Annotated in this window: 28 protein-coding genes, 1 tRNA gene and 2 pseudogenes; 30 read left to right on the top strand and 1 reads right to left on the bottom strand. The window is 53.0% G+C overall.

Translation table 11 applies throughout. The annotated features are described in order from the left end of the window. Positions 1–119 precede the first annotated feature (119 nt). The 23 genes and pseudogenes from BSZ31_RS02400 (at position 120) to tatC (ending at position 15,803) form a co-directional block, all read left to right on the top strand. Positions 120–908 (top strand): ABC transporter ATP-binding protein, encoded by a 789-nt coding sequence (locus tag BSZ31_RS02400; protein WP_105027385.1) that lies wholly within the window; start codon positions 120–122, stop codon positions 906–908. Beyond that, the gene (gene mlaE, locus BSZ31_RS02395; protein WP_105027384.1) at positions 905–1,690 is read left to right on the top strand and encodes a lipid asymmetry maintenance ABC transporter permease subunit MlaE; all 786 of its coding nucleotides are present in this window, start codon (positions 905–907) and stop codon (positions 1,688–1,690) included. Before BSZ31_RS02400 ends, mlaE begins: the two co-directional genes overlap by 4 nt. 12 nt (positions 1,691–1,702) lie before the next feature. After that, positions 1,703–2,176 (top strand): outer membrane lipid asymmetry maintenance protein MlaD, encoded by a 474-nt coding sequence (gene mlaD, locus BSZ31_RS02390; RefSeq protein ID WP_105027383.1) that lies wholly within the window; start codon positions 1,703–1,705, stop codon positions 2,174–2,176. A gap of 21 nt (positions 2,177–2,197) precedes the next feature. Then, positions 2,198–3,088, top strand: a complete 891-nt coding sequence (locus tag BSZ31_RS02385; RefSeq protein WP_105027382.1) for a VacJ family lipoprotein — start codon at positions 2,198–2,200, stop codon at positions 3,086–3,088. Between the two features lie 72 nt (positions 3,089–3,160). Then, positions 3,161–3,784 (top strand): phospholipid-binding protein MlaC, encoded by a 624-nt coding sequence (locus BSZ31_RS02380; protein ID WP_105027381.1) that lies wholly within the window; start codon positions 3,161–3,163, stop codon positions 3,782–3,784. A 1-nt stretch (position 3,785) separates the two neighbouring features. Then, positions 3,786–4,037 (top strand): lipid asymmetry maintenance protein MlaB, encoded by a 252-nt coding sequence (locus tag BSZ31_RS02375; protein ID WP_105027380.1) that lies wholly within the window; start codon positions 3,786–3,788, stop codon positions 4,035–4,037. A gap of 33 nt (positions 4,038–4,070) precedes the next feature. Continuing rightward, positions 4,071–4,979 carry an ABC transporter ATP-binding protein gene (locus BSZ31_RS02370; protein WP_105027379.1) on the top strand — a complete coding sequence of 303 codons (909 nt, stop codon included), beginning with the start codon at positions 4,071–4,073 and terminating at the stop codon, positions 4,977–4,979. Then, positions 4,976–5,731, top strand: a complete 756-nt coding sequence (locus BSZ31_RS02365) for an ABC transporter permease (protein WP_105027378.1) — start codon at positions 4,976–4,978, stop codon at positions 5,729–5,731. The genes BSZ31_RS02370 and BSZ31_RS02365 overlap by 4 nt, the downstream gene beginning before the upstream one ends. A 33-nt stretch (positions 5,732–5,764) precedes the next feature. Next, entirely contained in the window at positions 5,765–6,007 is a 243-nt protein-coding gene (locus BSZ31_RS02360) for a BolA family protein (RefSeq protein WP_369907255.1), read from the top strand. Between the two features lie 16 nt (positions 6,008–6,023). Further along, on the top strand, positions 6,024–7,280 hold the full coding sequence (gene murA / locus BSZ31_RS02355; RefSeq protein WP_105027376.1) for a UDP-N-acetylglucosamine 1-carboxyvinyltransferase: 1,257 nt from the start codon (positions 6,024–6,026) through the stop codon (positions 7,278–7,280). Beyond that, entirely contained in the window at positions 7,277–7,912 is a 636-nt protein-coding gene (gene hisG, locus BSZ31_RS02350) for an ATP phosphoribosyltransferase (RefSeq protein WP_008247881.1), read from the top strand. The genes murA and hisG overlap by 4 nt, the downstream gene beginning before the upstream one ends. 20 nt (positions 7,913–7,932) lie before the next feature. Continuing rightward, positions 7,933–9,255: a histidinol dehydrogenase gene (gene hisD, locus BSZ31_RS02345; protein ID WP_105027375.1), complete on the top strand. Its 1,323-nt coding sequence runs from the start codon at positions 7,933–7,935 to the stop codon at positions 9,253–9,255. Positions 9,256–9,262: 7 nt separating this feature from the next. Continuing rightward, positions 9,263–10,363 carry a histidinol-phosphate transaminase gene (gene hisC / locus BSZ31_RS02340; RefSeq protein WP_105027374.1) on the top strand — a complete coding sequence of 367 codons (1,101 nt, stop codon included), beginning with the start codon at positions 9,263–9,265 and terminating at the stop codon, positions 10,361–10,363. A 14-nt stretch (positions 10,364–10,377) separates the two neighbouring features. After that, complete coding sequence (gene hisB / locus BSZ31_RS02335) at positions 10,378–10,965, top strand: imidazoleglycerol-phosphate dehydratase HisB (protein WP_171035109.1); 588 nt, start codon at positions 10,378–10,380, stop codon at positions 10,963–10,965. Then, the gene (gene hisH, locus BSZ31_RS02330; RefSeq protein ID WP_105027372.1) at positions 10,962–11,594 is read left to right on the top strand and encodes an imidazole glycerol phosphate synthase subunit HisH; all 633 of its coding nucleotides are present in this window, start codon (positions 10,962–10,964) and stop codon (positions 11,592–11,594) included. Before hisB ends, hisH begins: the two co-directional genes overlap by 4 nt. Before the next feature lie 52 nt (positions 11,595–11,646). Further along, a pseudogene (gene hisA / locus BSZ31_RS02325) lies at positions 11,647–12,395 on the top strand (1-(5-phosphoribosyl)-5-[(5-phosphoribosylamino)methylideneamino]imidazole-4-carboxamide isomerase). Beyond that, the gene (gene hisF / locus BSZ31_RS02320) at positions 12,395–13,159 is read left to right on the top strand and encodes an imidazole glycerol phosphate synthase subunit HisF (protein ID WP_105027371.1); all 765 of its coding nucleotides are present in this window, start codon (positions 12,395–12,397) and stop codon (positions 13,157–13,159) included. The pseudogene hisA and the gene hisF overlap by 1 nt, the downstream one beginning before the upstream one ends. A 13-nt stretch (positions 13,160–13,172) precedes the next feature. After that, positions 13,173–13,604: a phosphoribosyl-AMP cyclohydrolase gene (gene hisI, locus BSZ31_RS17215; RefSeq protein ID WP_240605625.1), complete on the top strand. Its 432-nt coding sequence runs from the start codon at positions 13,173–13,175 to the stop codon at positions 13,602–13,604. A 6-nt stretch (positions 13,605–13,610) separates the two neighbouring features. Further along, a complete protein-coding gene (locus BSZ31_RS17210) occupies positions 13,611–13,949 on the top strand; it encodes a phosphoribosyl-ATP diphosphatase (protein WP_240605624.1) in 339 nt (112 codons plus the stop codon). Between the two features lie 22 nt (positions 13,950–13,971). Continuing rightward, positions 13,972–14,328 (top strand): histidine triad nucleotide-binding protein, encoded by a 357-nt coding sequence (locus tag BSZ31_RS02310; protein WP_008247901.1) that lies wholly within the window; start codon positions 13,972–13,974, stop codon positions 14,326–14,328. A gap of 36 nt (positions 14,329–14,364) precedes the next feature. Beyond that, on the top strand, positions 14,365–14,601 hold the full coding sequence (tatA, locus tag BSZ31_RS02305) for a Sec-independent protein translocase subunit TatA (RefSeq protein ID WP_105027370.1): 237 nt from the start codon (positions 14,365–14,367) through the stop codon (positions 14,599–14,601). Between the two features lie 24 nt (positions 14,602–14,625). After that, positions 14,626–15,051 (top strand): Sec-independent protein translocase protein TatB, encoded by a 426-nt coding sequence (gene tatB, locus BSZ31_RS02300; RefSeq protein WP_105027369.1) that lies wholly within the window; start codon positions 14,626–14,628, stop codon positions 15,049–15,051. Between the two features lie 15 nt (positions 15,052–15,066). Continuing rightward, a pseudogene (gene tatC / locus BSZ31_RS17730) lies at positions 15,067–15,803 on the top strand (twin-arginine translocase subunit TatC). 39 nt (positions 15,804–15,842) lie between these two features. Here the strand turns inward: tatC and BSZ31_RS02290 are convergent. Further along, on the bottom strand, positions 15,843–16,997 hold the full coding sequence (locus BSZ31_RS02290) for a S1C family serine protease (RefSeq protein ID WP_105027368.1): 1,155 nt from the start codon (positions 16,995–16,997) through the stop codon (positions 15,843–15,845). Positions 16,998–17,029: 32 nt separating this feature from the next. On the opposite strand from BSZ31_RS02290, the gene BSZ31_RS02285 reads away from it, so the two are divergent. From BSZ31_RS02285 to BSZ31_RS02255, 7 genes are all read left to right on the top strand, one after another. Further along, the gene (locus BSZ31_RS02285; protein ID WP_105029706.1) at positions 17,030–17,782 is read left to right on the top strand and encodes a Nif3-like dinuclear metal center hexameric protein; all 753 of its coding nucleotides are present in this window, start codon (positions 17,030–17,032) and stop codon (positions 17,780–17,782) included. A 145-nt stretch (positions 17,783–17,927) separates the two neighbouring features. Beyond that, positions 17,928–18,533, top strand: a complete 606-nt coding sequence (gene petA / locus BSZ31_RS02280) for a ubiquinol-cytochrome c reductase iron-sulfur subunit (RefSeq protein ID WP_105027367.1) — start codon at positions 17,928–17,930, stop codon at positions 18,531–18,533. 25 nt (positions 18,534–18,558) lie between these two features. Then, positions 18,559–19,824, top strand: coding sequence for a cytochrome bc complex cytochrome b subunit (locus BSZ31_RS02275; protein WP_105027366.1), 1,266 nt, complete (start codon positions 18,559–18,561; stop codon positions 19,822–19,824). A 52-nt stretch (positions 19,825–19,876) separates the two neighbouring features. Then, a complete protein-coding gene (locus BSZ31_RS02270) occupies positions 19,877–20,632 on the top strand; it encodes a cytochrome c1 (RefSeq protein WP_105029705.1) in 756 nt (251 codons plus the stop codon). Positions 20,633–20,707: 75 nt separating this feature from the next. Next, complete coding sequence (locus tag BSZ31_RS02265) at positions 20,708–21,310, top strand: glutathione S-transferase N-terminal domain-containing protein (RefSeq protein WP_105029704.1); 603 nt, start codon at positions 20,708–20,710, stop codon at positions 21,308–21,310. Positions 21,311–21,356: 46 nt separating this feature from the next. Continuing rightward, the gene (locus BSZ31_RS02260) at positions 21,357–21,899 is read left to right on the top strand and encodes a ClpXP protease specificity-enhancing factor (RefSeq protein WP_105027365.1); all 543 of its coding nucleotides are present in this window, start codon (positions 21,357–21,359) and stop codon (positions 21,897–21,899) included. Between the two features lie 14 nt (positions 21,900–21,913). Further along, positions 21,914–21,989 (top strand) — tRNA-Thr (locus BSZ31_RS02255). The last annotated feature ends 134 nt before the right edge of the window (positions 21,990–22,123 follow it).

Genomic DNA, 22,123 nt, shown 5'->3' with positions numbered 1-22,123 from the left:
CCATTTCCACGCTTCGTGGTCATGCCTTGTGGGTGAGCCTGTCACCATTTGGATGGTGAGTGCATGCCCTTCGGGGTACAATAGCTCCCAAATTCGTATTCGCTTATTAAGGAGCCCCCATGGGCTTTGTTGCTCAATTAAAAAACGTGGATTTCGGCTATGCCGATCGCCTCATTCTGGAAAACATTTCGCTGGACATTCCCAAGGGCAAAGTGGTTTCTGTCATGGGTGGCTCCGGTTCGGGCAAAACTACTTTGCTGCGTCTCATGTGCGGCCAGTACCCGGTGAATCGGGGTGAAGTTCAAGTGCTCGGCCAAAATGTGGTGACTGCAAGCACGCAGCAACTGTATGCATTTCGGAAAAAAATAGGTGTGCTTTTTCAGTTTGGTGCCTTGTTCACTGACTTGAACGTTTTCGAGAATGTGGCCTTTCCGCTGCGCGAACACACCAACCTTCCCGAGGCGGCCATTCGCGATTTGGTGCTATTGAAGTTGCAGGCGGTGGGTCTTCGAGGAGCCAGCAATCTTTTTCCGTCAGAAATTTCCGGTGGCATGAGCCGGCGAGTGGCCTTGGCGCGCGCAATTGCTCTGGATCCAGAACTGATTTTTTACGACGAACCTTTTGCCGGGCTTGACCCGATTTCATTGGGTATTACGGCGAATCTCATTCGCACGCTGAATGATGCTTTGGGTGCCACCTCGGTGGTGGTCACACACGATATTCACGAGTCGTTTGCAATCAGCGACCATGTCATCGTGATTGCAAACGGCAAGGTGCTGGCACAGGGCGCCCCTGCTGAAGTGGAGGCCAATCAGGATCCGTATGTTCAACAGTTCATCAAAGGCTTGCCTGAGGGGCCAGTGAAGTTTCATTACCCCGCGCGCAACTTACAGGAGGACTTTGCATGAATCCGGTCCTCTTGGTTTCCCGTCTGGGTGCCGGTGTTATTGCCACAATCGCTGGCTTGGGAATTTTCGCGCGTTTCGTGGGCACCTTGTTCATGTTGCTTCCCAAAGCCCTGTTGCGCCCCCGCCTCATCATTGATCAGGTTCATTTCATCGGCAATTACTCTCTGGTTATCATTGTGGTCTCAGGGCTTTTTGTCGGTTTCGTTTTGGGCTTGCAGGGTTATTACACCTTGAACAGGTATGGTGCCGAACAGGCCTTGGGTCTCTTGGTTGCTTTGTCACTGGTGCGTGAATTGGGTCCGGTGGTCTCTGCCTTGTTGTTCGCAGGCCGGGCTGGTACGTCGCTAACTGCTGAAATTGGTCTGATGAAAGCAGGGGAGCAGCTGACTGCCATGGAAATGATGGCAGTTGATCCAAAGGCGCGTATTGTCTCGCCTCGCTGGATCGCGGGCCTCATTTCCCTGCCACTGCTGGCGGGTTTGTTCAGTGCCGTGGGTATTTTTGGTGGTTATGTGGTGGGTGTGCTGCTGATTGGCGTGGATGCTGGTGCATTCTGGTCTCAAATGCAGGCGGGCGTCGATGTACGCGATGACATTCTCAACGGCGTGATCAAAAGCGTGGTGTTTGGTGTGGCTGTAAGCTCAATTGCCCTGTTTCAGGGCTACGCCTGCCAGCCCACGCCTGAGGGTGTTTCCAGGGCGACTACCCGGACAGTGGTGATTTCTTCCCTGACCATTTTGGGTCTCGATTTCGTGCTTACAGCACTCATGTTCAGTATTTAACGGATTGAAGGTATGAAAAAGAACACGGCAGTGGATTTTTGGGTGGGCCTGTTTGTGCTGATTGGTGCACTTGCTCTGGTATTTCTCGCCTTGAAGGCAGGCAACCTGAGTTCTTTCACCACAGGTGACCAATACCGGGTGACAGCTGAATTTGACAATATCGGTGGTCTAAAGCCCCGTGCGCCGGTCAAAAGTGCGGGCGTTACCGTGGGGCGCGTGGCCAACATCAATCTTGATCCAGTCACATTCCGAGCAGTCGTGTCCCTGGATTTGGAGGAGGGCTTCGAGTTTCCCAAGGACTCTTCGGCTAGAATTCTCACTTCAGGCTTGCTGGGCGAGCAATATGTGGGTATTGAAGCAGGTGGCGACCTGGAAAACCTGGCGGGTGGCGAGAAGTTTGCGCGTACTCAGTCTGCGGTGGTACTCGAAAACCTGATTAGCCAGTTTCTGTTTAGCAAAGCCTCGGAAGGCGACTCCGAAAAGTGATGAAGGGGATTTGAAGTGTTAATGTCCATTCGAAAAGTGATTTTGCTGCTAGGCGTGCTTGGCTTGTCCAGCGCATGCACCAGCATGCGCGCCCCTTCTGAGTCAGACCCCTTGGAAGGATTCAACCGTTCTGTTGACGGATTTAACCAAGTGGTTGACAAGGCGGTGGTGAAGCCACTGGCGCAGGGTTACGACAAGGTAACGCCGCCAGAAATCAAAACTGTGATCGGAAATTTCTTTTCCAATCTCGATGACATCAGCGTCGCGGTCAACAACTTGCTGCAAGGCAAGCCCAAGGCAGCAGGCAGCGACATCACGCGTTTTGCCCTGAATACAACCATCGGAATTGTGGGTTTGGCCGACGTGGCCACAGAACTGGGATTCCAGAAAAACGACGAGGATTTTGGTCAAACCTTGGGCGTGTGGGGAGTTGGTTCAGGCCCTTACCTGGTGTTGCCTCTCTTGGGGCCCAGCACCTTGCGTGACGCACCTGCCCGGCTTGTCGATGCGCCGCTCGATCCGCTTTATCACTATGACGACGTCAGGGTGCGTAACAGTTTGCTGGTTGTGAACGTGGTGAACACCCGTGCGCGACTGTTGCCAGCTACTGACCTGGTAGAACGCGTGGCACTGGACCAATATGCTTTTGTGCGCGACGCCTACTTGAAGCGCCGTGCCAGTTTGGTGCGAGATGGTGCCCCTGACCCCGATGAGCAAGGCTACGAGGATTTCGAGGAAGAGTCGCGTAGCCACATTCCCGAGTCCTTTCCACCCTTCAAGGCTGCGTTGATGCAGATTAAACCAGGCAGCGCGGCTTCGAATGCACAGCCCGACTCAAATTCACCCATTGGCTTGCCAATCGACCTGCAGCAAAGCGAGCGGGCCAAGTCTGGCTTGGGTTTGTTGAACTGATTGGCTTTGGGGTGGTCAACCCTTGGGTAGGTATTGCGTTTTTAGACTAACCACAAGCATTTTGGAAGAATCATGAATATTGCAGTGAACAAGTTATTTCAATGGGTTGCGGCCGCAGCTTTGGGTTTTGGCCTGATTGCCCAGCCAGCCATGGCGCAGGACATGCCTGCCAATGAGTTTGTTGAAAAGTTCAGCAATGAAGTGCTGGCTGAGATCAAGGCACGCAAGCAGGAACTGTTGGCTGACCCCAAAAAGCTGGATGCCCTGATTGACCAGAAAGTGATGCCCAACGTGAACTTTCGGAAAATGACCCAGTTGGTGGTGGGTCGGCCTTGGCGCGAAGCCACGCCAGAGCAGCGCGAGCAAATTACCAAAGAGTTTCGCACCCTTCTGGTGAAAACCTATTCCGGCGCTTTGGCGCAGGTGGGTGATCAAACCCTGCAGGTAGACCGTCTGCGAGCTCGCCCGGAAGACACGGATGTGATCGTGAATAGCCGCGTTCTTCAGAAAGGCGCTCCACCCGTGGATTTGGCTTACCGTGTCGAAAAGAAAGACGGCAAATGGCTGATTTATGACCTGAGTGTGTTGGGTCTGTGGTTGGTTGATTCCTACAAAGCCCAGTTCGGCACTGTGCTTTCCAACTCAGGGGTAGATGGTTTGATTCAAACCTTGAAAACCCTGAACGCGAAGGGTTGATATGAAGGTGTCGGCTGATCAAATTACCGTTCGCAACGGAGACCAAGTGATCGCCGAGGTCGCCAAGGCATTCGCCTTGGGCGACCATGTCATCGACTTTTCAGCAGTCAGGCACGTGGACTCCACCGCATTGGCCTTTATTCTCGCGGCCAAGCGAGTGCTTAAATCAGACAAAACCCTTGAACTCCAACATCCTCCTGCGCAGCTGAACAGTTTGATTGCTGCCTACGGAGTACAATCTCTCTTCTCCTAAAACCTGTAGCACCTTTCATGGGTGCGAGAAGTCATGTCGTTTGCACTAGAGCTAAGCTCGGTATCCAAATATTTTGGTGAATTCCGTTCCTTGAACAATGTGTCGCTCACAGTTCAGGAAGGGGAATTTTTCGCCTTGCTCGGCCCCAATGGCGCCGGCAAAACCACACTGATTAATATTATTGCGGGTCTAAGCCGGGCCAGTGCGGGCGCAGCCAAGGTCATGGGTTTTGACGTGGTGGATCAGTTTCGCGATGCGCGCCGAAGCATTGGCATCGTGCCCCAGGAACTGGTTTTTGACCCGTTTTTTTCGGTGCGGGAAACCTTGCGTTTTCAGTCAGGCTACTTTGGCTTGAAAAAGAACGACGACTGGATTGACGAACTATTGCATTCGCTGAGCCTGATGGACAAGGCCGACAACAACATGCGCACCTTGTCGGGTGGCATGAAGCGCCGTGTGATGGTTGCCCAGGCCCTGGTTCACAAGCCGCCGGTGATTGTGCTGGACGAGCCTACTGCAGGTGTTGATGTGGAACTGCGTCAAACGCTTTGGAAATTCATTGCTGGCCTGAACCAAAAGGGACACACAATTCTGCTGACCACGCATTACCTTGAGGAGGCAGAAACCTTGTGCAACCGCATCGCCATGTTGAAAAAGGGCGAGGTACTGACTGTGGACACCACGCCCAACCTGCTGAAAAAGCATGCCAATCAAACCCTGAACATGCAGTTGAATGGTGTACTGCCCGCTAGCCTGCAAGCCAAGGTATTGAAAGCCAATGTGAGCGAGGGGCGTTATACGCTGGCATTGAATGGCCCTGCCGAAATCGAGCAAATACTGGCTCAATGCCGCAAAGACCACTTGGACGTATTGGAGTGCAGCATCGAAAAGCCAGATCTTGAAGAGGTATTTGTGCAACTGATGAGCGGGGGTGCCAAATGACTGGTTGGCAAACCCTGTTCAAGAAAGAAATTCTGCGCTTCTGGAAAGTCAGCTTTCAAACTGTGCTGGCCCCGGTGGTTACAGCCTTGCTGTACCTCATGATTTTCTCGCATGTACTGGATGGCAAGGTAGAACCTTACCCCGGCGTCAGTTACGCAGCCTTTCTGGTGCCCGGCCTGGTCATGATGTCGGTGCTTCAGAATGCGTTTGCGAACTCATCCTCCAGCCTCATTCAATCAAAAATTACTGGCAACCTGGTGTTTGTGTTGTTGCCGCCATTGTCCCATCTCGAGTTTTTCTCGGCGTATGTTCTGGCCTCCATGGCCCGTGGCATTGCTGTTGGCTTGGGGGTTTTGCTGGTCACGGTGGCGTTTGTCGGCCTGCATGTGTCCAACCCGGTGTGGATTCTTGTGCATGCATTGGTAGGTTCAGCCTTGCTGGGTACCATGGGTGTAATTGCCGGTATTTGGGCTGAAAAATTTGACCAGTTGGCGGCCTTCCAGAATTTCATTATCATGCCGGCCACTTTTTTGTCGGGTGTGTTTTATTCCATCCACTCCTTGCCCGCTGTGTGGCAAACCGTGTCGCATTTCAATCCGTTTTTCTACCTCATCGACGGTTTTCGCTATGGTTTTTTTGGGGTAAGCGATGTTAGTCCCTGGTTCAGCCTGGCCATTGGCTTGTCTGCCTGGGCTGTTTTGACTGTGATTGCGATGCGTATGGTGACCTCTGGTTACAAATTGAGGGGATAATAGTGCTGTTGAATCAAAAGGATAGGAAAAATCATGTTGTTGCCTGAAACCGTTCGCGGCTATATTGCGCAGGGCTTGGAATGTGAGCACCTCACCGTGTCTGGTGACGGTCAGCATTTTGAGGCGGTCATCGTGGCCAGTGCGTTTGAAGGACTGCGTGCCATTCAGCGCCATCAAAAAGTGTATGCAGTACTGGGTGACAGAATGCGTGCAGAGATTCACGCCCTGTCGATGAAAACATTGACGCCCGCCGAATGGGCTCAACAACAAGTGTAAAAAGGACTGCCCTTTAATGGATTCATTTTTGGTTCGTGGCGGAAAGCCGCTTCACGGAGAAGTGTCGATTTCTGGCGCGAAGAATGCGGCCTTGCCCATTTTGTGTGCAAGTTTGCTGACCGCTGAACCGGTCACCATTACCAATGTGCCGCGTCTTCGCGACATCAACACCTGCCTGCGCTTGCTGGGCTCCATGGGTGTTCAGTGTTTTTGGCATGGTGAAAACCAACTGGCCTTGCGTGCAGAAGAAATTTCTGAGCCCATCGCCAGTTACGATCTGGTGAAAACCATGCGCGCCAGTATTCTGGTGCTGGGCCCCTTGGTGGCCCGTTTCGGTGAGGCCAGCGTCAGTTTGCCGGGTGGTTGCGCCATCGGCCAGCGCCCTGTTGATCAACACATCAAGGGTCTTCAGGCCATGGGTGCCGAAATTACCATTGAAAAGGGCTACATTCACGCCAAGGCCAAGCGTTTGAAGGGCGCGCGCATTGTGACCGACATGGTGACTGTGACCGGGACCGAGAACCTGATGATGGCAGCCGCTTTGGCAGAAGGCACTACCATTATCGAAAACGCCGCCCGCGAGCCCGAAGTGGTGGATCTGGCCAAGATGCTGGTAAAAATGGGTGCAAAAATTGAAGGTATTGGCACAGACACCATTACCGTTCATGGCGTTGAAAAGCTGCATGGTTGCGAATACCAAGTGATGCCTGATCGAATTGAGGCGGGCACCTTTCTGTGTGCTGTGGCAGCCTGCGGTGGCAACATTACCTTGAACAACACCGACGCAGACAGCATGGACGCAACCATAGAAAAGCTGCGCACGGCGGGTGTGAGCATTGAAGTGGACGGCACAAAAATTCATGCCAGCATGAATACGCGCCCCAAGGCAGTGGGTGCGCGCACAGCGCCATTTCCCGGCTTTGCCACGGACATGCAGGCCCAGCTGATGGCAGTGAACTGTGTGGCCGATGGCACCGCAGTGGTGAACGAAACCATTTTTGAGAACCGCTTCATGCACGTTCAGGAAATGGTGCGATTGGGTGCCAATATTGAAATTGAAGGCCACACGGCGATTATCAAAGGCGTTGAGCGGCTGGATGGTGCCACAGTGATGGCCACCGACCTGCGCGCCTCTGCTGGCCTGGTGATTGCTGGTTTGGCTGCCAGCGATGAAACGCGAATTGACCGTATTTATCACCTGGATCGCGGGTATGACAGAATGGAAGAGAAGCTGCGCAAACTGGGCGCAGATGTGACGAGAGTAGCCCAATGATTACACTGGCCCTGTCCAAGGGACGCATTTTTGAGGAAACGCTGCCCCTGCTGGAGAAAGCGGGCATTGTGCCGTCCGAGGACCCCGAAAAATCGCGCAAGCTCATTATTGGTACCAACCGTGCCGATGTGCAAATCATCATCGTGCGCGCAACCGATGTACCCACCTATGTGCAGCACGGGGCCGCCGATTTGGGCGTGGCCGGAAAAGACGTGCTGATTGAACATTCCGGTGCGGGCTTGTATCAACCGCTCGATTTGAACATTGCCAAATGCCGCTTGTGTGTAGCGGCGCCTGAAGGCTTTGACTATGCCAGCGCAGTCAAGCAGGGTGCGCGTTTGCGCATCGCTACCAAGTATGTCAACAGTGCCCGCGAGCACTTCGCCAATCGCGGTGTGCATGTGGACCTAATCAAGTTGTATGGCTCCATGGAACTGGCGCCACTGGTGGGCCTGGCAGATGCCATCGTCGATTTGGTCAGCACTGGTTCAACCTTGCGTGCCAATAAGTTGGTCGAGGTTGAGGAAATTTGTGAAATATCTTCCCGTTTGGTGGTCAACCAGGCGGCATTGAAAATGAAGTACGAGGCTTTGCAGCCGATTCTGGACGTGTTCACCCAAGCAGTAGCGTGAAATTTTAAAGGTAGTAAACAATGTCTTCCCAAATTCGTCGATTGTCTACAGAAGATGCCAACTTTGCCGAGCAGTTTCGTGCATTGCTCGCCTATGAAGAACAACGCGATCCGCATGTAGAAGGTGCGGTGGCAGACATTATTCATGCAGTGCGAAAACGTGGCGATGAAGCCTTGCTTGAGTTCACCGAGAAGTTTGATCGAGTGAAGGTCAATAGCGCAGCTGAGCTTGAAATTGGGCAAGCCGAATTGAAGCAAGCCTTCGACACCCTCGATTCTGCCCAGCGCGAGGCTTTGAAAGTGGCTGCCCAACGCGTGCGTGCATTTCACGAGCGCCAGGTGGCAGAAAGCTGGGAATTCACCGAGGCCGACGGCACCCGCCTGGGGCAACGTGTCACGCCGCTTGATCGCGCCGGTTTGTATGTGCCCGGTGGCAAGGCGGCGTACCCGTCTTCCGTGCTGATGAATGCCGTACCCGCCAAAGTGGCTGGCGTAAAAGAAGTGATCATGGTGGTGCCCACACCCAGTGGCGTAAAAAACCAAATGGTGTTGGCCGCTGCGCACTTGGCTGGTGTTGACCGCGTATTCACCATTGGTGGGGCGCAGGCGGTGGCTGCATTGGCCTATGGCACGCAAACCGTGCCGCGTGTGGACAAAATTGTGGGCCCGGGCAATGCCTATGTGGCCGAAGCAAAGCGCCGCGTGTTTGGTGCAGTCGGCATCGACATGATTGCTGGTCCCTCTGAAATTCTCGTGATTTGCGACGGCAGCACCAATGCGGACTGGATCGCCATGGACCTGTTTAGCCAGGCTGAACACGACGAAATGGCACAGTCCATTCTGCTGAGCCCCAGCAAGGAATTTCTCGACAATGTTCAGGCCAGTATCAAACGCCTCATGGACACCATGCCGCGTGCCACCGTGATTGCTACATCGCTCAAAAATCGCGGTGCCTTGATACAGGTGCGAGACATGGACGAAGCCTGCGAGCTTAGCAATCAGATTGCACCCGAGCACCTGGAATTGAGTGTGCAAGACCCGGACGCCTGGGTTGGGAAGTTACGCCACGCCGGTGCCATTTTCATGGGCCCCTACAGCAGCGAATCGCTTGGCGATTATTGCGCAGGCCCCAACCACGTGTTGCCCACTGCGGGTACCGCACGGTTCAGCTCACCCTTGGGTGTGTACGACTTTCAGAAGCGCAGCAGCATTATTTTTGCCAGCCGTGAAGGAGCCAGCACTTTGGGTGAAGTGGCTGCCGAGTTGGCCTATGGCGAAGGCCTGCCCGCCCACGCGCGCTCTGCCGAGTACCGCGTAGGCCCGAAATTCAGAAAGGCAGATTAAGCATCCCATGAGCCTTCTACAAAAAACCATTCGCGCGGATGTGCAGGCCACCAGTGCTTATGTGGTGGCCCCCTCGGCTGGCATGTTAAAGCTGGATGCCATGGAGAACCCCCAGGGCATGCCTGCAGCTTTGCTGGATGAGCTTGCGCAGCAATTAAAAACTGCGGAGCTGAACCGATACCCCGCGCCCAAGGCACTTGAGCTGGAAGCAGCTTTGCGCGCCTGCACGGCCATTCCCAAAGCGGCCCATGTGCTGTTTGGCAATGGTTCCGACGAACTGATTGATCTGATCATTCGTGCCTGCTGCATGCCTGGTGATGCGGTGCTGTCGCCCGTGCCCACCTTCGTGATGTATGCCGTGTACAGCCAATGGAGCCATGCCCGTTTTGTGGGGGTTGACCTGAACCCCGACTTCACGCTGAACATGCCGGCCATGCTGAAAGCGATCGCAACCAACAAGCCCAAAGTGGTGTTTTTGGCCTACCCCAACAACCCCACCGGTGTGGCGTTGCGCGAAGCTGAAATTGTGCAGATTATTGAGGCCACGCCTGGCTTGGTGGTGGTGGATGAGGCCTATGAGGCTTTCGCCGATGCATCGTTCATGGCCCGGGTGCTTGAATTCCCAAATGTGCTGGTGCTGCGTACCTTTTCCAAGCTCGGCCTTGCCGGCGCGCGTTTGGGTTATGCTGTGGCCAGCCCCGCCTGGGTTGAGCAAATCGACAAAGTACGCCCGCCGTACAACGTGAATGTACTCACTCGAATTGCGGTTCAGTTTGCGCTCGAGCATTTTGAAGCCTTTGAGGCCCAGGCCAAGCTGTTACGCGATCAGCGCGATGTGCTGACCGATTCATTGAAAAACCTGAAGACCTCCAATGGCGACGTTGAAGTGTTTGATTCTTACGCCAATTTTGTGCTTTTCCGCATCCCGAATGCGCTTGAAGTCTTTGAAGCCCTGAAAAACAAGGGTATCTTGGTGAAATATGTGGGCAAGGCCCACCCCTTGTTGCAAAACTGCTTGCGCGTTACCGTGAGCACTGAGCAAGAGAATCAGCAGTTTTTGGTGGCTGTTCAAGAATCCATCGACGAAGTGGCCACCAAGGCCGCATAACTTTTTAGACAATCATGAGAACCGCAGAAGTTACCCGCAATACCCTGGAAACCCAGATCACCGTGAAAATCAATCTGGACGGTACGGGTGAACGCCACCTCGACACGGGTGTGCCATTTTTGGACCACATGCTGGAACAAATTTCGCGCCACGGCCTGTTCGATCTTCACATTGTGGCCAAGGGTGACCTGCACATTGATGCTCACCACACTGTGGAAGACACCGGCATTACGCTGGGCATGGCATTCACGAAAGCCTTGGGCGACAAAAAAGGAATTGTTCGTTACGGCCACAGCTATGTGCCGCTGGACGAAGCCCTGTCGCGCGTGGTGATCGACCTCTCCGGGCGTCCCGGTTTGCATCAGGATATTCCGTTCACCAGGGCCAGCATTGGCGCCTTCGATGTGGATTTGGTGTTTGAATTTTTCCAGGGTTTTGTGAACCACGCCCTGTGCACCTTGCACATTGACAACCTGAAAGGTGTGAACTCACACCACCAGTGTGAAACTGTGTTCAAGGCTTTTGGACGTGCCCTGCGCATGGCGGTGGCCATCGATGAACGTCAACAGGGTGCCATTCCCAGTACCAAAGGTGCTTTGTGAGTCTAGTTGCCGTTGTTGATTACGGCATGGGCAACCTGCGTTCGGTGGCCCAAGCCTTGCAACATGTAAAGCTCGACAATCAGGAAATCCAGATCACCGACGACCCCGCTCTGATTGATCGGGCCAGCCGGGTGGTGTTGCCTGGGCAGGGCGCCATGCCCGATTGCATGAAAGCGCTTCGGGAGTCGGGTTTGATGCAAGCCGTGTACCGCGCTGCTGAATCAAAACCCTTGTTTGGCGTGTGCGTTGGCGAGCAAATGATGATGGAGCGCAGCGCCGAGGGTCCTGCCGAATGCCTTTCCCTGTTTGCGGGTGACGTGGTGAAGTTTGACCCCCGCCTGACTGTGGAGTGTGGCTTGAAAGTGCCCCACATGGGCTGGAACCAGGTGAACCAGCGCACGGAGCACCCCATGTGGGCGGGCATTGAGAACGGCGCATGGTTTTATTTTGTTCACAGTTATCACGTCAATCCTGTCAACCCGGACCACGTTGCGGGTGAAACAGACTACGGTGTTCGCTTTACCTGCGCCATTGCACGGGATAACATCTTTGCAACACAGTTTCATCCTGAAAAAAGTGCGGAGGACGGCTTAAGGCTGTATTCCAATTTTTTAAGATGGAACCCCTGAGTTTTTATCGATTATTTTTTCCACTCACTTGAATAGTTAACAACACAGTCTCATGTTACTCATTCCAGCAATCGACCTGAAAGACGGTCAATGTGTTCGCCTGAAGCAAGGCAATATGGACGATGCCACCATTTTCTCGGCAGACCCGGTCGAAATGGCCATGAAATGGGTTGAAAGTGGCGCGCGCCGCTTGCACCTGGTCGATTTGAATGGTGCGATTGCGGGTAAACCCGTGAACGAGGGTGTCATTATTGACATTCTGGATGCTGTGGGCGGCGCCATTCCGGTGCAATTGGGTGGCGGTATTCGTGACCTGGACACCATTGAACGTTACCTGGACGATGGCTTGAGCTACGTCATCATTGGAACGGCTGCGGTAAAAACCCGGGTTTTCTGCATGACGCGTGCGGTGCGTTTCCCGGTCAAATTATTGTGGGCCTGGATGCCAAGGAAGGCAAAGTGGCCACAGACGGCTGGAGCAAAATTTCCGGCCATGATGTGGTTGACCTTGCCAAGAAGTACGAAGGCTATGGCGTAGAGGCCATTATTTACACTGACATTGGCCGAGATGGCATGTTGGGTGGTGTCAACATTGAAGCCACGGTTCGCCTGGCCAATGCATTGACCATCCCGGTGATTGCCTCTGGTGGCATTACCAACCTGGACGATGTGAAACAGTTGTGCGCGGTTGAGCATGAGGGAGTGATGGGTGCGATTTGTGGTCGATCCATTTACGAAGGCACGCTCGATTTCGCCAAGGGCCAGTCTCTGGCCGATGAACTAAACGGAAAAGCCTACTAATGCTTGCAAGCCGTATCATCCCCTGCCTGGATGTAACCGCAGGTCGGGTGGTTAAAGGCGTCAATTTTGTGGAACTGCGCGATGCGGGTGACCCCGTTGAAATTGCTCGTCGCTATGATGAGCAGGGCGCAGATGAACTCACATTCCTTGACATTACAGCCTCATCCGATGACCGTGACCTGATTCTGCATGTGATCGAAGCTGTCGCCAGCCAGGTGTTTATTCCCTTGACCGTGGGGGGCGGTGTGCGCAAGGTAGAAGACGTGCGCCGATTATTGAATGCGGGTGCTGACAAAATCAGCATCAACACTTCGGCAGTGACCAACCCCGACTTGGTGGGAGAGGCTGCTACGAAGTATGGTTCACAGTGCATAGTGGTGGCCATAGATGCCAAGGCCAAAAGCAATGGCGAACCAGGCTGGGAGGTGTACACCCATGGTGGCCGAAAGCCCACCGGGCTCGATGCCGTTGAATGGGCGCGCAAAATGCAGGCCTTGGGTGCTGGTGAGTTGCTATTGACCAGCATGGACCGCGACGGTACCAAAATCGGTTTCAATCTGGAATTGACCCGTGCCGTGTCCGATGCAGTTTCTATTCCCGTGATCGCCAGCGGCGGCGTGGGCAACCTCGACCATCTGGTGGATGGTGTCATCAAGGGCAAAGCCAGTGCTGTCTTGGCGGCCAGCATATTTCACTACGGTGAGTACACTGTACAGCAGGCCAAAGCCCATATGGCCAAGGCCGGCATTACAGTTCGGCTGTAAAGGGGCATTCGCCATGAGCAAGGATGTATTAATTACAGAAAATTGGCTGGACAGTGTCAGTTTCGATGACAAGGGTTTGGTGAATGTGGTTGCACAAGACCACCTCAGCAAACGCGTGTTGATGGTCGCCTGGATGAACCGCGAGGCACTCGAAATTACAGCCAGCACTGGTTTTGCAACGTATTTTTCACGTTCGCGCGGTAAGCTGTGGCACAAAGGTGAAGAATCGGGCAACCAGCAGAAGGTGAAGGAGATTCGCCTGGACTGTGATGGTGATGTGCTGGTGCTGATGGTGGAGCAAGTAGGCGGTATTGCTTGCCACACGGGCCGTGAAAGCTGCTTTTATTACGCGCTGGAAGGTGTGCAGGGTGAAAAGCCCAAGTGGGTTGCCAAAGACCCTGTGCTCAAAAACCCTTCCGACATGTACGGCAAAAATAAGGAATGAACAAGCATGGCTGACCTTGAAAAAGCGTCTGGAGATTTGCTCGAGCGTTTGACCGAAGTGCTGGAAGCACGCAAGCAAGCAAGCCCTGAGCAATCCTATGTGGCGAAGTTGCACCACAAGGGGCAGGACGCGATCCTGAAAAAGATCGGTGAGGAGTCTTGCGAACTGGTGATGGCGTCTAAAGATCAAGACCCCGCCAAAGTGATCGCTGAAACAGCCGATTTGTGGTTCCACAGCCTGGTCTTGCTGGGTTGGCACGGTTTGACTGCTGCCGATGTGCTGGCCGAACTGGACCGTCGCATGGGTTTGTCTGGTTTGGTTGAGAAGGCCAATCGGCCCCAGTAAATTCACGCGAAAGGAACAAGAAATGTCAGACTGCATTTTCTGCAAAATTGTCGCTGGGGAAATCCCTAGCAGAAAAGTATACGAAGACGAGGATATCCTCGCGTTTCACGACATCAAGCCGGCTGCGCCAGTGCACTTTCTGATTATTCCGAAAAAGCACATTCCCACGCTGGCCGATGCCACCGAAGAAGACATTCCCGTGATGGGAAAAATAATGACCATTGCGGGTCAATTGGCCAAGCAAGAAGGGTGTCATGACGGTTTTAGAACCATCGTGAACACTGGAAGGGTAGGTTGCCAAGAGGTGTATCATGTTCATGTGCACATACTTGGTGGTGATAAACCATTGGGCGTTATGCTCGGCATGCCTGCCTTGTAACGCAACGAGACACGAAAAACATATCAGGAGTAAGTCATGGGTTCATTTAGCATTTGGCACTGGGTGATAGTGCTGGTCATCGTGATGTTGGTGTTTGGCACCAAGAAATTGCGCAACATCGGTTCCGATCTGGGTGGTGCAGTGAAAGGTTTCAAGGATGGCATGAAAGAGGGTGGTTCGGAAGGTGAGCAAAATGCCGCCAAATTGGCCGACGACAGCAGCAAGAAGTCGGACACGATCGACGTCGAAGCCAAAGAGAAATCTTCCAGTTAATTTCCCCTTTTTGCGGCGCGCAGCATGTTCGACATTGCTTTCTCGGAAATGCTTATCATCGCAGTGATCGCGCTGCTGGTGATAGGTCCTGAAAAACTGCCCAAGGTGGCCAAAACGGTTGGTCATTTGTTGGGCAAGGCCCAACGTTACGTCAGTGACGTGAAGTCTGAGATCAATCGGGAAATGGAAATCGACGAGTTGCGCAAGCTGCAGGCAGAAATGCAGACTGCTGCCCGTAAGGTTGAGGGTGACGTTCAAACCACCTTGCGAGACACTGAGGCGGATTTGAACAAATCCGTGAAATCAATCGAAGATGACATTGCGGAGCTTGAGAGTAGCAAGCCGGCCGCCGTGGCTACCGTCAATTCAAACACACAATCTCCGCCAAAGGCGGAAGAGCCAGCGCCAGCGCAACCCGTGGGGCCTGCCCCCAAGGTAGAGGCCAAATAACAAGGTGCATGGGTAATGAGTCAGCAAGAAAATTTTGTCAGTCACCTGGTCGAACTGCGCGATCGTTTGTTGCGCGCAGTGGTTGGTTTTTTGATTGTGTTTGTGGCCTTGATGGCCTACCCGGGTGCAGCTTACATTTTTGATTTGTTGGCCTTGCCCATTCAAAGCGCTCTGCCCGAAGGCACCAAGATGATTGCCACGGGCGTGATCACACCCTTCATGGTGCCCGTGAAATTGACTGCCATGGTGGCCTTTGTCATTTCTCTGCCCATCTTGTTGTATCAACCTGGGCCTTCATTGCGCCTGGTTTGTATCAACACGAGAAAAAAATGGCTTTGCCCATTATTTTTTCCAGCACAGTGCTGTTTCTCGTGGGCATTGCTTTTTGTCATTTCATTGTGTTTGGCAAGGTGTTTGCCTTCATCAACGATTTCGCCCCGCAAAGCATCACGCCAGCACCTGACATTGAAGCCTACATGAGCTTCGTGCTGACCATGTTCATGGCTTTCGGCATGACCTTCGAGGTGCCCATTGTGGTGGTGGTGTTGGTGTACCTGGGTGTGGTTACCGTAGAAAAACTGGTGGAAATTCGTGGGTATGTGATTGTGGCGGCTTTTGTAATTGCTGCCATCGTGACACCGCCCGATGTGATGTCACAGCTGTTTCTTGCCATTCCCATTTGTATTTTGTACGAGGTGGGTATTCTGTTTGCCAAAATTATCGGCAAACAACGTCAGCAAATTCTGGAATAAATCAGAGCATAAGCCAGGCGGGTTGGCCTTGATGATGTATCAAGGCCGTTTCAAAAAGTCACCAGGCTTTGGGCGCACGCCAATCTCAATCATGACGGTCTCGGTTTTGCCGTCACGCAACAATTCCACTGATTTTTTGTCACCTGGTGCGTAAGCCGCAATCTGGTTCAACATCTGTGTGGTGTCAGTAATTTTTTTGTCGTCCAGCTTCAGCAGAATATCGCCCACTTTCAGGCCAGCCTTGTCCGCAGGGCCATCTTTCACAATACCCGCAATAATCACACCGTCTTTTTGCGGTAAATCAAATGCCGAGGCCAGTTCTTCGGTGATGTTTTGTTGTTCTACACCAATGTAACCGCGAGTCACCGTGCCGGTGCGCACAATCTGGTTCAACACCCCTTGAACGGTTTTGGCCGGGATGGCAAAGCCAATACCCAATGAGCCTCCCGAGCGACTGTAAATTGCCGTGTTGATCCCCAGCAGATTGCCTGCGGTATCCACAAGCGCTCCGCCGGAGTTGCCGGGGTTAATGGCTGCATCGGTTTGAATGAAGTTCTCGAACGTGTTAATGCCGACGTGGTTTCGACCCAGCGCACTCACAATACCCATGGTCACGGTTTGGCCCACACCGAAAGGATTGCCCATGGCCAGCACCACATCGCCCACCCGCACTGTTTCATCGGCGGCAAATTTCAGGCTGGGTAGGTTATCGAGTTTGATTCGAAGCACGGCAAGATCGGTTTCAGGGTCAGTTCCCACCAGCTCAGCTTTGGTTGTTCTTCCGTCGTTCAGACTGACTTCAATTTCATCAGCTGCTTCAACCACGTGCTGGTTGGTCACAATCAAACCGTCGCTGTTCACAATGACGCCCGAGCCCAGGCTAGAGGCTTGCTCTTCTTGCTCAAACTGTTCCTCTAGTTCATCGCCGAAAAATTTACGAATTTCCGGGTCTTCGAAAAATGGGTGCTTGGGCAAGTTGTTTGCGCGTTTGCTGGTAAAAATATTCACCACGGCTGGCATGGCGGTGTCCACGGCATGGCGGTAGCCAGCCACACCTTCGGGCTGGGCTGTTTGATAAGCCGGCTTTTGCAGCCAGTTGGGTACCCACTCTGGGCGTAGTACTTCGGTGATGAAATACAATGCAAGAAGTACGGTTAAGGCCTGAGCAAAGGTCAGCCAGAGTTTTTTCAACATATCAAGAATGCAGGGGTGCGCCGTTGGCTTCAGTGGATCGGAATGTGCTGGAACATGACTTGCGGGAATTGCTGGATCAGGCTCGCATGTCAGATTATTGCCCAAATGGGCTGCAGTTGGAAGGCAGGCCCCGTATTCAACGGCTGTTGACGGGTGTCACCGCATCCAGGGCGCTGATTGAGCTGGCGGTTGAATTGAATGCCGATGCGATTTTGGTACACCATGGCCTGATGTGGAAAGGCGACCCCCAAGTGGTGACCGGGTTTCGAAAGGAGCGTCTGCAATTGGCACTTGGCCATGACTTGAACGTGTTTGCTTACCACTTGCCGCTGGACAAACACCCAGAGCTGGGCAACAACGCCCAATTGGGCAAAATGTTGGGTTGGCCCAGCACCCGTGTGGTGGGCGACAAGGGTTTGGTTCATCTGGGTGTGCTCCCGAAGCCTCAGCCTCTGAGTGAACTGGTTCAGCAGGTAAGCAGTGTATTGGGCCACCATGTTCAAGTGGAAGGGAACAGCGACCCTGAGCGCAAGGTGACGACCGTGGCCTGGTGCACTGGCGGGGCACCCGGTTATGTGGAGGAGGCGGCTTTGCAGGGCGCCGATTTGTACTTGACTGGTGAGTTGTCCGAGCCTGCCGTGCATGTGGCCCGTGAATGCAATGTCAGCTTGCTGGGTGCCGGTCACCATGCCACGGAACGTTGCGGTGTAAAGGCCCTGGGCGAATGGATTGCACAACGCTATGGTATTGAAGTGATTTTCCGTGATTTGTTCGTTGCGGTTTAGATGTTTTCTAATGTATGGCCGCAAATGTTTCTGTCCACTCAGCATTTGATGGAAATTCTCCCCAAAACTGTTCCTTGTTTTAAGCTTGGTGGGGTACAATCTCCGGTTGCATGGATCACTGGATTTTACTTTCGGGGTTATTTTGATGAGCAATAATCAACCTGTAGACAAAGAACGTCGCGTATGGATGATCGCTTGCGGCGCAGCGGGTGGTGTAGCGGCTGCGGCAACTGGTGGCGCGTTTCTGACTTCAATGGCACCCTCCGAGCGCGCGAAAGCAGCCGGTGCGCCAGTTGAGCTTGATATTTCTGGCATGCAGCCAGGCGACATGAAAACTGTCGAATGGCGTGGAAAGCCAGTTTGGGTTGTTCGTCGCGACCCAGCCGTGGTGGAAGCACTGCCAAAGCTGGATGACCAGTTGGCTGACCCGAATTCCGAGCGCAGCCCCGACCAGTTGACCCCCGAGTACGCACGCAATCCCCACCGCTCCATCAAGCCAGAATATCTGGTTGCAGTGGGCATTTGCTCTCACCTAGGCTGCTCGCCTTCCGCCCGTTTTGAACCCGGTCCCCAGCCAAGCCTGCCCGATGACTGGCAAGGCGGCTTCTTCTGCCCTTGTCACGGTTCAACGTTTGATCTGGCTGGCCGCGTTTACGCTGGAAAACCTGCACCGGACAACCTGGAAGTGCCACCCCACAAATATTTGTCAGACACCAAGTTGTTGATCGGTGTAGACGAGAACAACGCCTGACATCTGAGAGCGAGGAGTAGTAATTATGGCGGCAGACAAAAAAGTCGAAACAACAGGCGTGTTGGGCTGGATTGACCAGCGTTTCCCCCTGACCTCGACCTACAAAGCGCATTTGTCCGAGTACTATGCGCCCAAAAACTTCAACTTCTGGTACTTCTTTGGCTCACTGGCCTTGCTGGTGTTGGTCATCCAGATCGTGACCGGTATTTTCCTGGTCATGCACTACAAACCAGATGCGGCAAAAGCTTTCCAGTCCGTTGAGTACATCATGCGCGATGTACCGTGGGGCTGGCTGGTGCGTTACATGCACTCCACCGGCGCTTCCATGTTCTTCGTGGTGGTTTACCTGCACATGATGCGTGGCCTGTTGTATGGTTCTTATCGCAAGCCCCGTGAGCTGATCTGGATTTTTGGTGTTGCAATTTTCCTGTGTCTGATGGCTGAGGCTTTCTTTGGTTACTTGTTGCCATGGGGCCAAATGAGCTACTGGGGTGCACAGGTGATCGTGAACCTTTTCTCTGCAATTCCGGTGATTGGTCCTGATCTGGCCATCTGGATTCGCGGTGACTATGTGGTTTCCGATGCCACTCTGAACCGTTTCTTCTCCTTCCACGTGATCGCCATTCCACTGGTGTTGCTGGGTCTGGTGGCTGCGCACTTGGTGGCTTTGCACGAAGTGGGTTCCAACAATCCTGACGGCGTTGAAATCAAGGAAAAGAAGGATGCCAACGGCAAGCCTTTGGACGGCATTCCTTTCCACCCTTACTACACCGTGCATGACATTTTGGGTGTGGGCGTGTTCCTGATGGTGTTTTCTGCCATTGTGTTTTTCGCGCCTGAAATGGGTGGTTACTTCCTGGAATACAACAACTTTATTCCAGCTGACCCGTTGAAAACACCCGCGCACATCGCTCCCGTTTGGTACTTCACACCGTTCTATTCCATTCTTCGTGCCATCACATTCCCGTTCCTGGGTCTGGATGCGAAGTTCTGGGGCGTGGTGGCCATGGGTGGCGCGGTTGTTATCCTGTTCTTCCTGCCATGGCTGGACAAGAGCAAGGTGAAGTCAATCCGTTATCGCCCAGCGCTGCACAAGTGGATATACGCGGTGTTCGTAATCAACTTCATCGTGTTGGGCTATCTGGGTGTGAAGCCACCATCAGACATTGGCCAAATCGTTTCCCAGATTGGTACCCTGTACTACTTCCTGTTCTTCCTGGCGATGCCTTGGTGGTCAAAGCTGGGCACCTTCAAGCCTGTGCCTGACCGTGTTGTGTTTCAACCGCACTAAGCATGCGCACCAAGCTGACTGGACGACGAACTGGAGAAGATAGGATTAAATGATGAAAAAACTACTGGCTTTGTTGGCGCTTGTTCCCTCACTGGTTTTCGGTGCGGGCAGTAATTACCCACTGGACACAGCGCCTGACTTGACGAACGACCTGGCCGCGCTTCAACGCGGTGCCAAGTTGTTTTCCAATTACTGTTTGAATTGCCACTCTGCTGAAAGCATGCGTTACAACCGCTTGCGCGACATTGGTTTGACCGATGAGCAGATCAAGGAAAACCTGATGTTTGCCACCGACAACGTGGGCGACACCATGAATATTTCGATGGATCCAAAAGATGCCAAGAAATGGTTTGGTGCTGCACCGCCCGACCTGTCGCTGATTGCACGTTCACGTGCTTCTGCGAATGGTCCTGGTGCTGATTACATTTACACCTACCTGCGTACTTATTACCGTGACCCCTCCAAGCCAACCGGCTGGAACAACATGGCCTTCCCAAACGTGGGCATGCCCCATGTGTTGTGGGAACTACAGGGTGAGCAAGTAGCCAAGTACGAAGAAGTGCCTGCCGGTTATGGCAAGGAAGGTACGGTTCAGCAGTTTGTTGGCTTTGAGTTGACCAAGCCAGGCACCATGACCCAGGTGGAATACGATCAGGCCATGGCCGATCTCACCAGTTTCCTGGTGTTCATGGCAGAGCCGGTGCGCGAAGACCGCTTCAAGTTGGGCGTAATCGTGTTGTTGTTCTTTGGCGTGTTTACCATTTTTGCGTGGCGCTTGAACGCTGCTTACTGGAAAGACATCAAGTAAGCTTTTTGGCTTAATCATGTACAGGCTGGGGTGTTTGCTCGCCCCGGCCATTTTTTGTTTTGGGATGACAACATTATGATGGTTCTTTACTCTGGAACAACCTGCCCGTTTTCTCAGCGTTGCCGGTTTGTTTTGCATGAAAAAGGCATGGATTTCGAGATCAAGGACATTGACTTGTTCAATCGGCCTGATGACATCAGTGTGATGAACCCCTACAGCCAGGTGCCAATTCTGGTTGAACGCGATTTGATTTTGTACGAGTCAAACATTATCAACGAGTACATTGATGAGCGTTTTCCTCATCCCCAATTGATGCCAGCAGACCCGGTGATGCGTGCACGTACTCGCTTGTTCTTGTTCAATTTTGAGCGTGAACTGTTTCAACATGTGAGCGTGTTGGAAAAAGCAGGTAACCCCAAGGCCATGGACAAAGCCAAGTCGGCAATTCGTGAGCAGCTCACCCAACTGGCTCCGGTGTTTGTGAAAAGCAAATACATGCTGGGCGAAGAGTTCTCGATGCTTGATGTTGCTTTGGCACCCTTGCTGTGGCGTTTGGAGCACTATGGTATTGAACTGCCCAAGTCTGCTGCGCCATTGATGAAGTATGCGGAACGTATTTTCGCCAAGCCTGCATTTATTGATGCATTGACACCTTCAGAAAAGGTAATGCGTCGTTAATTGGATACTCACTGAGTAGCCATCCGGACACGTCGAGGAAAAAGCAGTGACTGAAGTATCTACAAAGCCTTATTTGATTCGAGCCATTCACGAATGGTGTGTCGACAATGGCTACACGCCTTACCTCGCCGTGGCTGTGAATGAGAAAACCCAAGTGCCGAAAGAATTTGTAAAAGCTGGGGAGATTGTGCTGAACACGTCTCCCTTGGCCACCAACAAATTAAGCCTTGGCAATACGGCGATTGAATTTGAAGCCCGATTTGGCGGGATAGTTCGCGAAATTTTTGTGCCAATTGAACAAATCAGTGCGATTTATGCGCGTGAGAACGGGCATGGCATGGCCTTTGAAGTACTGAAGCCATTGGCAGAAATTGAGGGTGACGGAAACGAGGCGGTGCAATTCATTCTTGATGAAGAGGATGAGCCCGTTTCAACCGATCCTGATGACAAGCCAGCTGGTTTACGTTCGGTTTCGGGCGCCTCTGATGACCCGCAGCCTTTGTCTGTGGCTAAATCAGATAAATCTGATGAAAAAACACCAAAAAAACCCGGGCAGAAGAAAAAAAATCATCTGACTCGAGTAAAATAGCGCTTCTCTTAAGTGCCGCTTTAGCTCAGTTGGTAGAGCAACCGCCTTGTAAGCGGTAGGTCGTCAGTTCGAATCCGACAAGCGGCACCATTCTTCTCCCGGTTTCTCGGGAAATCATCCAAACTTTTGTCAGTCGAACACGCGAGATGCGTCTTGCGCTGGCGTCTATTGCCAATTCGACGTGGGTTGCTTGTGTCGCACTTGCTGGCGAATTAAGAGCTGAA

The sequence above is a fragment of the Limnobacter sp. SAORIC-690 genome, from assembly GCF_002954425.1.
Lineage (GTDB): Bacteria > Pseudomonadota > Gammaproteobacteria > Burkholderiales > Burkholderiaceae_B > Limnobacter > Limnobacter profundi.
The sequence above is the reverse complement of the archived record's forward strand: the minus strand, read 5'-3'. Positions and strand labels throughout refer to the sequence as shown.

Coding starts and splice junctions, on each gene's coding strand:
- hisF (WP_105027371.1), top strand. CDS start 12,395: ATGCTTGCAAGCCGTATCATCCCCTGCCTGGATGTAACCGCAGGTCGG.
- hisG (WP_008247881.1), top strand. CDS start 7,277: ATGATTACACTGGCCCTGTCCAAGGGACGCATTTTTGAGGAAACGCTG.
- BSZ31_RS02400 (WP_105027385.1), top strand. CDS start 120: ATGGGCTTTGTTGCTCAATTAAAAAACGTGGATTTCGGCTATGCCGAT.
- tatB (WP_105027369.1), top strand. CDS start 14,626: ATGTTCGACATTGCTTTCTCGGAAATGCTTATCATCGCAGTGATCGCG.
- hisB (WP_171035109.1), top strand. CDS start 10,378: ATGAGAACCGCAGAAGTTACCCGCAATACCCTGGAAACCCAGATCACC.
- BSZ31_RS02275 (WP_105027366.1), top strand. CDS start 18,559: ATGGCGGCAGACAAAAAAGTCGAAACAACAGGCGTGTTGGGCTGGATT.
- mlaE (WP_105027384.1), top strand. CDS start 905: ATGAATCCGGTCCTCTTGGTTTCCCGTCTGGGTGCCGGTGTTATTGCC.
- BSZ31_RS02370 (WP_105027379.1), top strand. CDS start 4,071: ATGTCGTTTGCACTAGAGCTAAGCTCGGTATCCAAATATTTTGGTGAA.
- BSZ31_RS02360 (WP_369907255.1), top strand. CDS start 5,765: ATGTTGTTGCCTGAAACCGTTCGCGGCTATATTGCGCAGGGCTTGGAA.
- BSZ31_RS17210 (WP_240605624.1), top strand. CDS start 13,611: ATGGCTGACCTTGAAAAAGCGTCTGGAGATTTGCTCGAGCGTTTGACC.
- hisD (WP_105027375.1), top strand. CDS start 7,933: ATGTCTTCCCAAATTCGTCGATTGTCTACAGAAGATGCCAACTTTGCC.
- BSZ31_RS02270 (WP_105029705.1), top strand. CDS start 19,877: ATGAAAAAACTACTGGCTTTGTTGGCGCTTGTTCCCTCACTGGTTTTC.
- BSZ31_RS02365 (WP_105027378.1), top strand. CDS start 4,976: ATGACTGGTTGGCAAACCCTGTTCAAGAAAGAAATTCTGCGCTTCTGG.
- BSZ31_RS02265 (WP_105029704.1), top strand. CDS start 20,708: ATGATGGTTCTTTACTCTGGAACAACCTGCCCGTTTTCTCAGCGTTGC.
- tatA (WP_105027370.1), top strand. CDS start 14,365: ATGGGTTCATTTAGCATTTGGCACTGGGTGATAGTGCTGGTCATCGTG.
- BSZ31_RS02310 (WP_008247901.1), top strand. CDS start 13,972: ATGTCAGACTGCATTTTCTGCAAAATTGTCGCTGGGGAAATCCCTAGC.
- mlaD (WP_105027383.1), top strand. CDS start 1,703: ATGAAAAAGAACACGGCAGTGGATTTTTGGGTGGGCCTGTTTGTGCTG.
- BSZ31_RS02375 (WP_105027380.1), top strand. CDS start 3,786: ATGAAGGTGTCGGCTGATCAAATTACCGTTCGCAACGGAGACCAAGTG.
- BSZ31_RS02380 (WP_105027381.1), top strand. CDS start 3,161: ATGAATATTGCAGTGAACAAGTTATTTCAATGGGTTGCGGCCGCAGCT.
- petA (WP_105027367.1), top strand. CDS start 17,928: ATGAGCAATAATCAACCTGTAGACAAAGAACGTCGCGTATGGATGATC.
- murA (WP_105027376.1), top strand. CDS start 6,024: ATGGATTCATTTTTGGTTCGTGGCGGAAAGCCGCTTCACGGAGAAGTG.
- hisI (WP_240605625.1), top strand. CDS start 13,173: ATGAGCAAGGATGTATTAATTACAGAAAATTGGCTGGACAGTGTCAGT.
- BSZ31_RS02385 (WP_105027382.1), top strand. CDS start 2,198: ATGTCCATTCGAAAAGTGATTTTGCTGCTAGGCGTGCTTGGCTTGTCC.
- BSZ31_RS02290 (WP_105027368.1), bottom strand. CDS start 16,997: ATGTTGAAAAAACTCTGGCTGACCTTTGCTCAGGCCTTAACCGTACTT.
- hisC (WP_105027374.1), top strand. CDS start 9,263: ATGAGCCTTCTACAAAAAACCATTCGCGCGGATGTGCAGGCCACCAGT.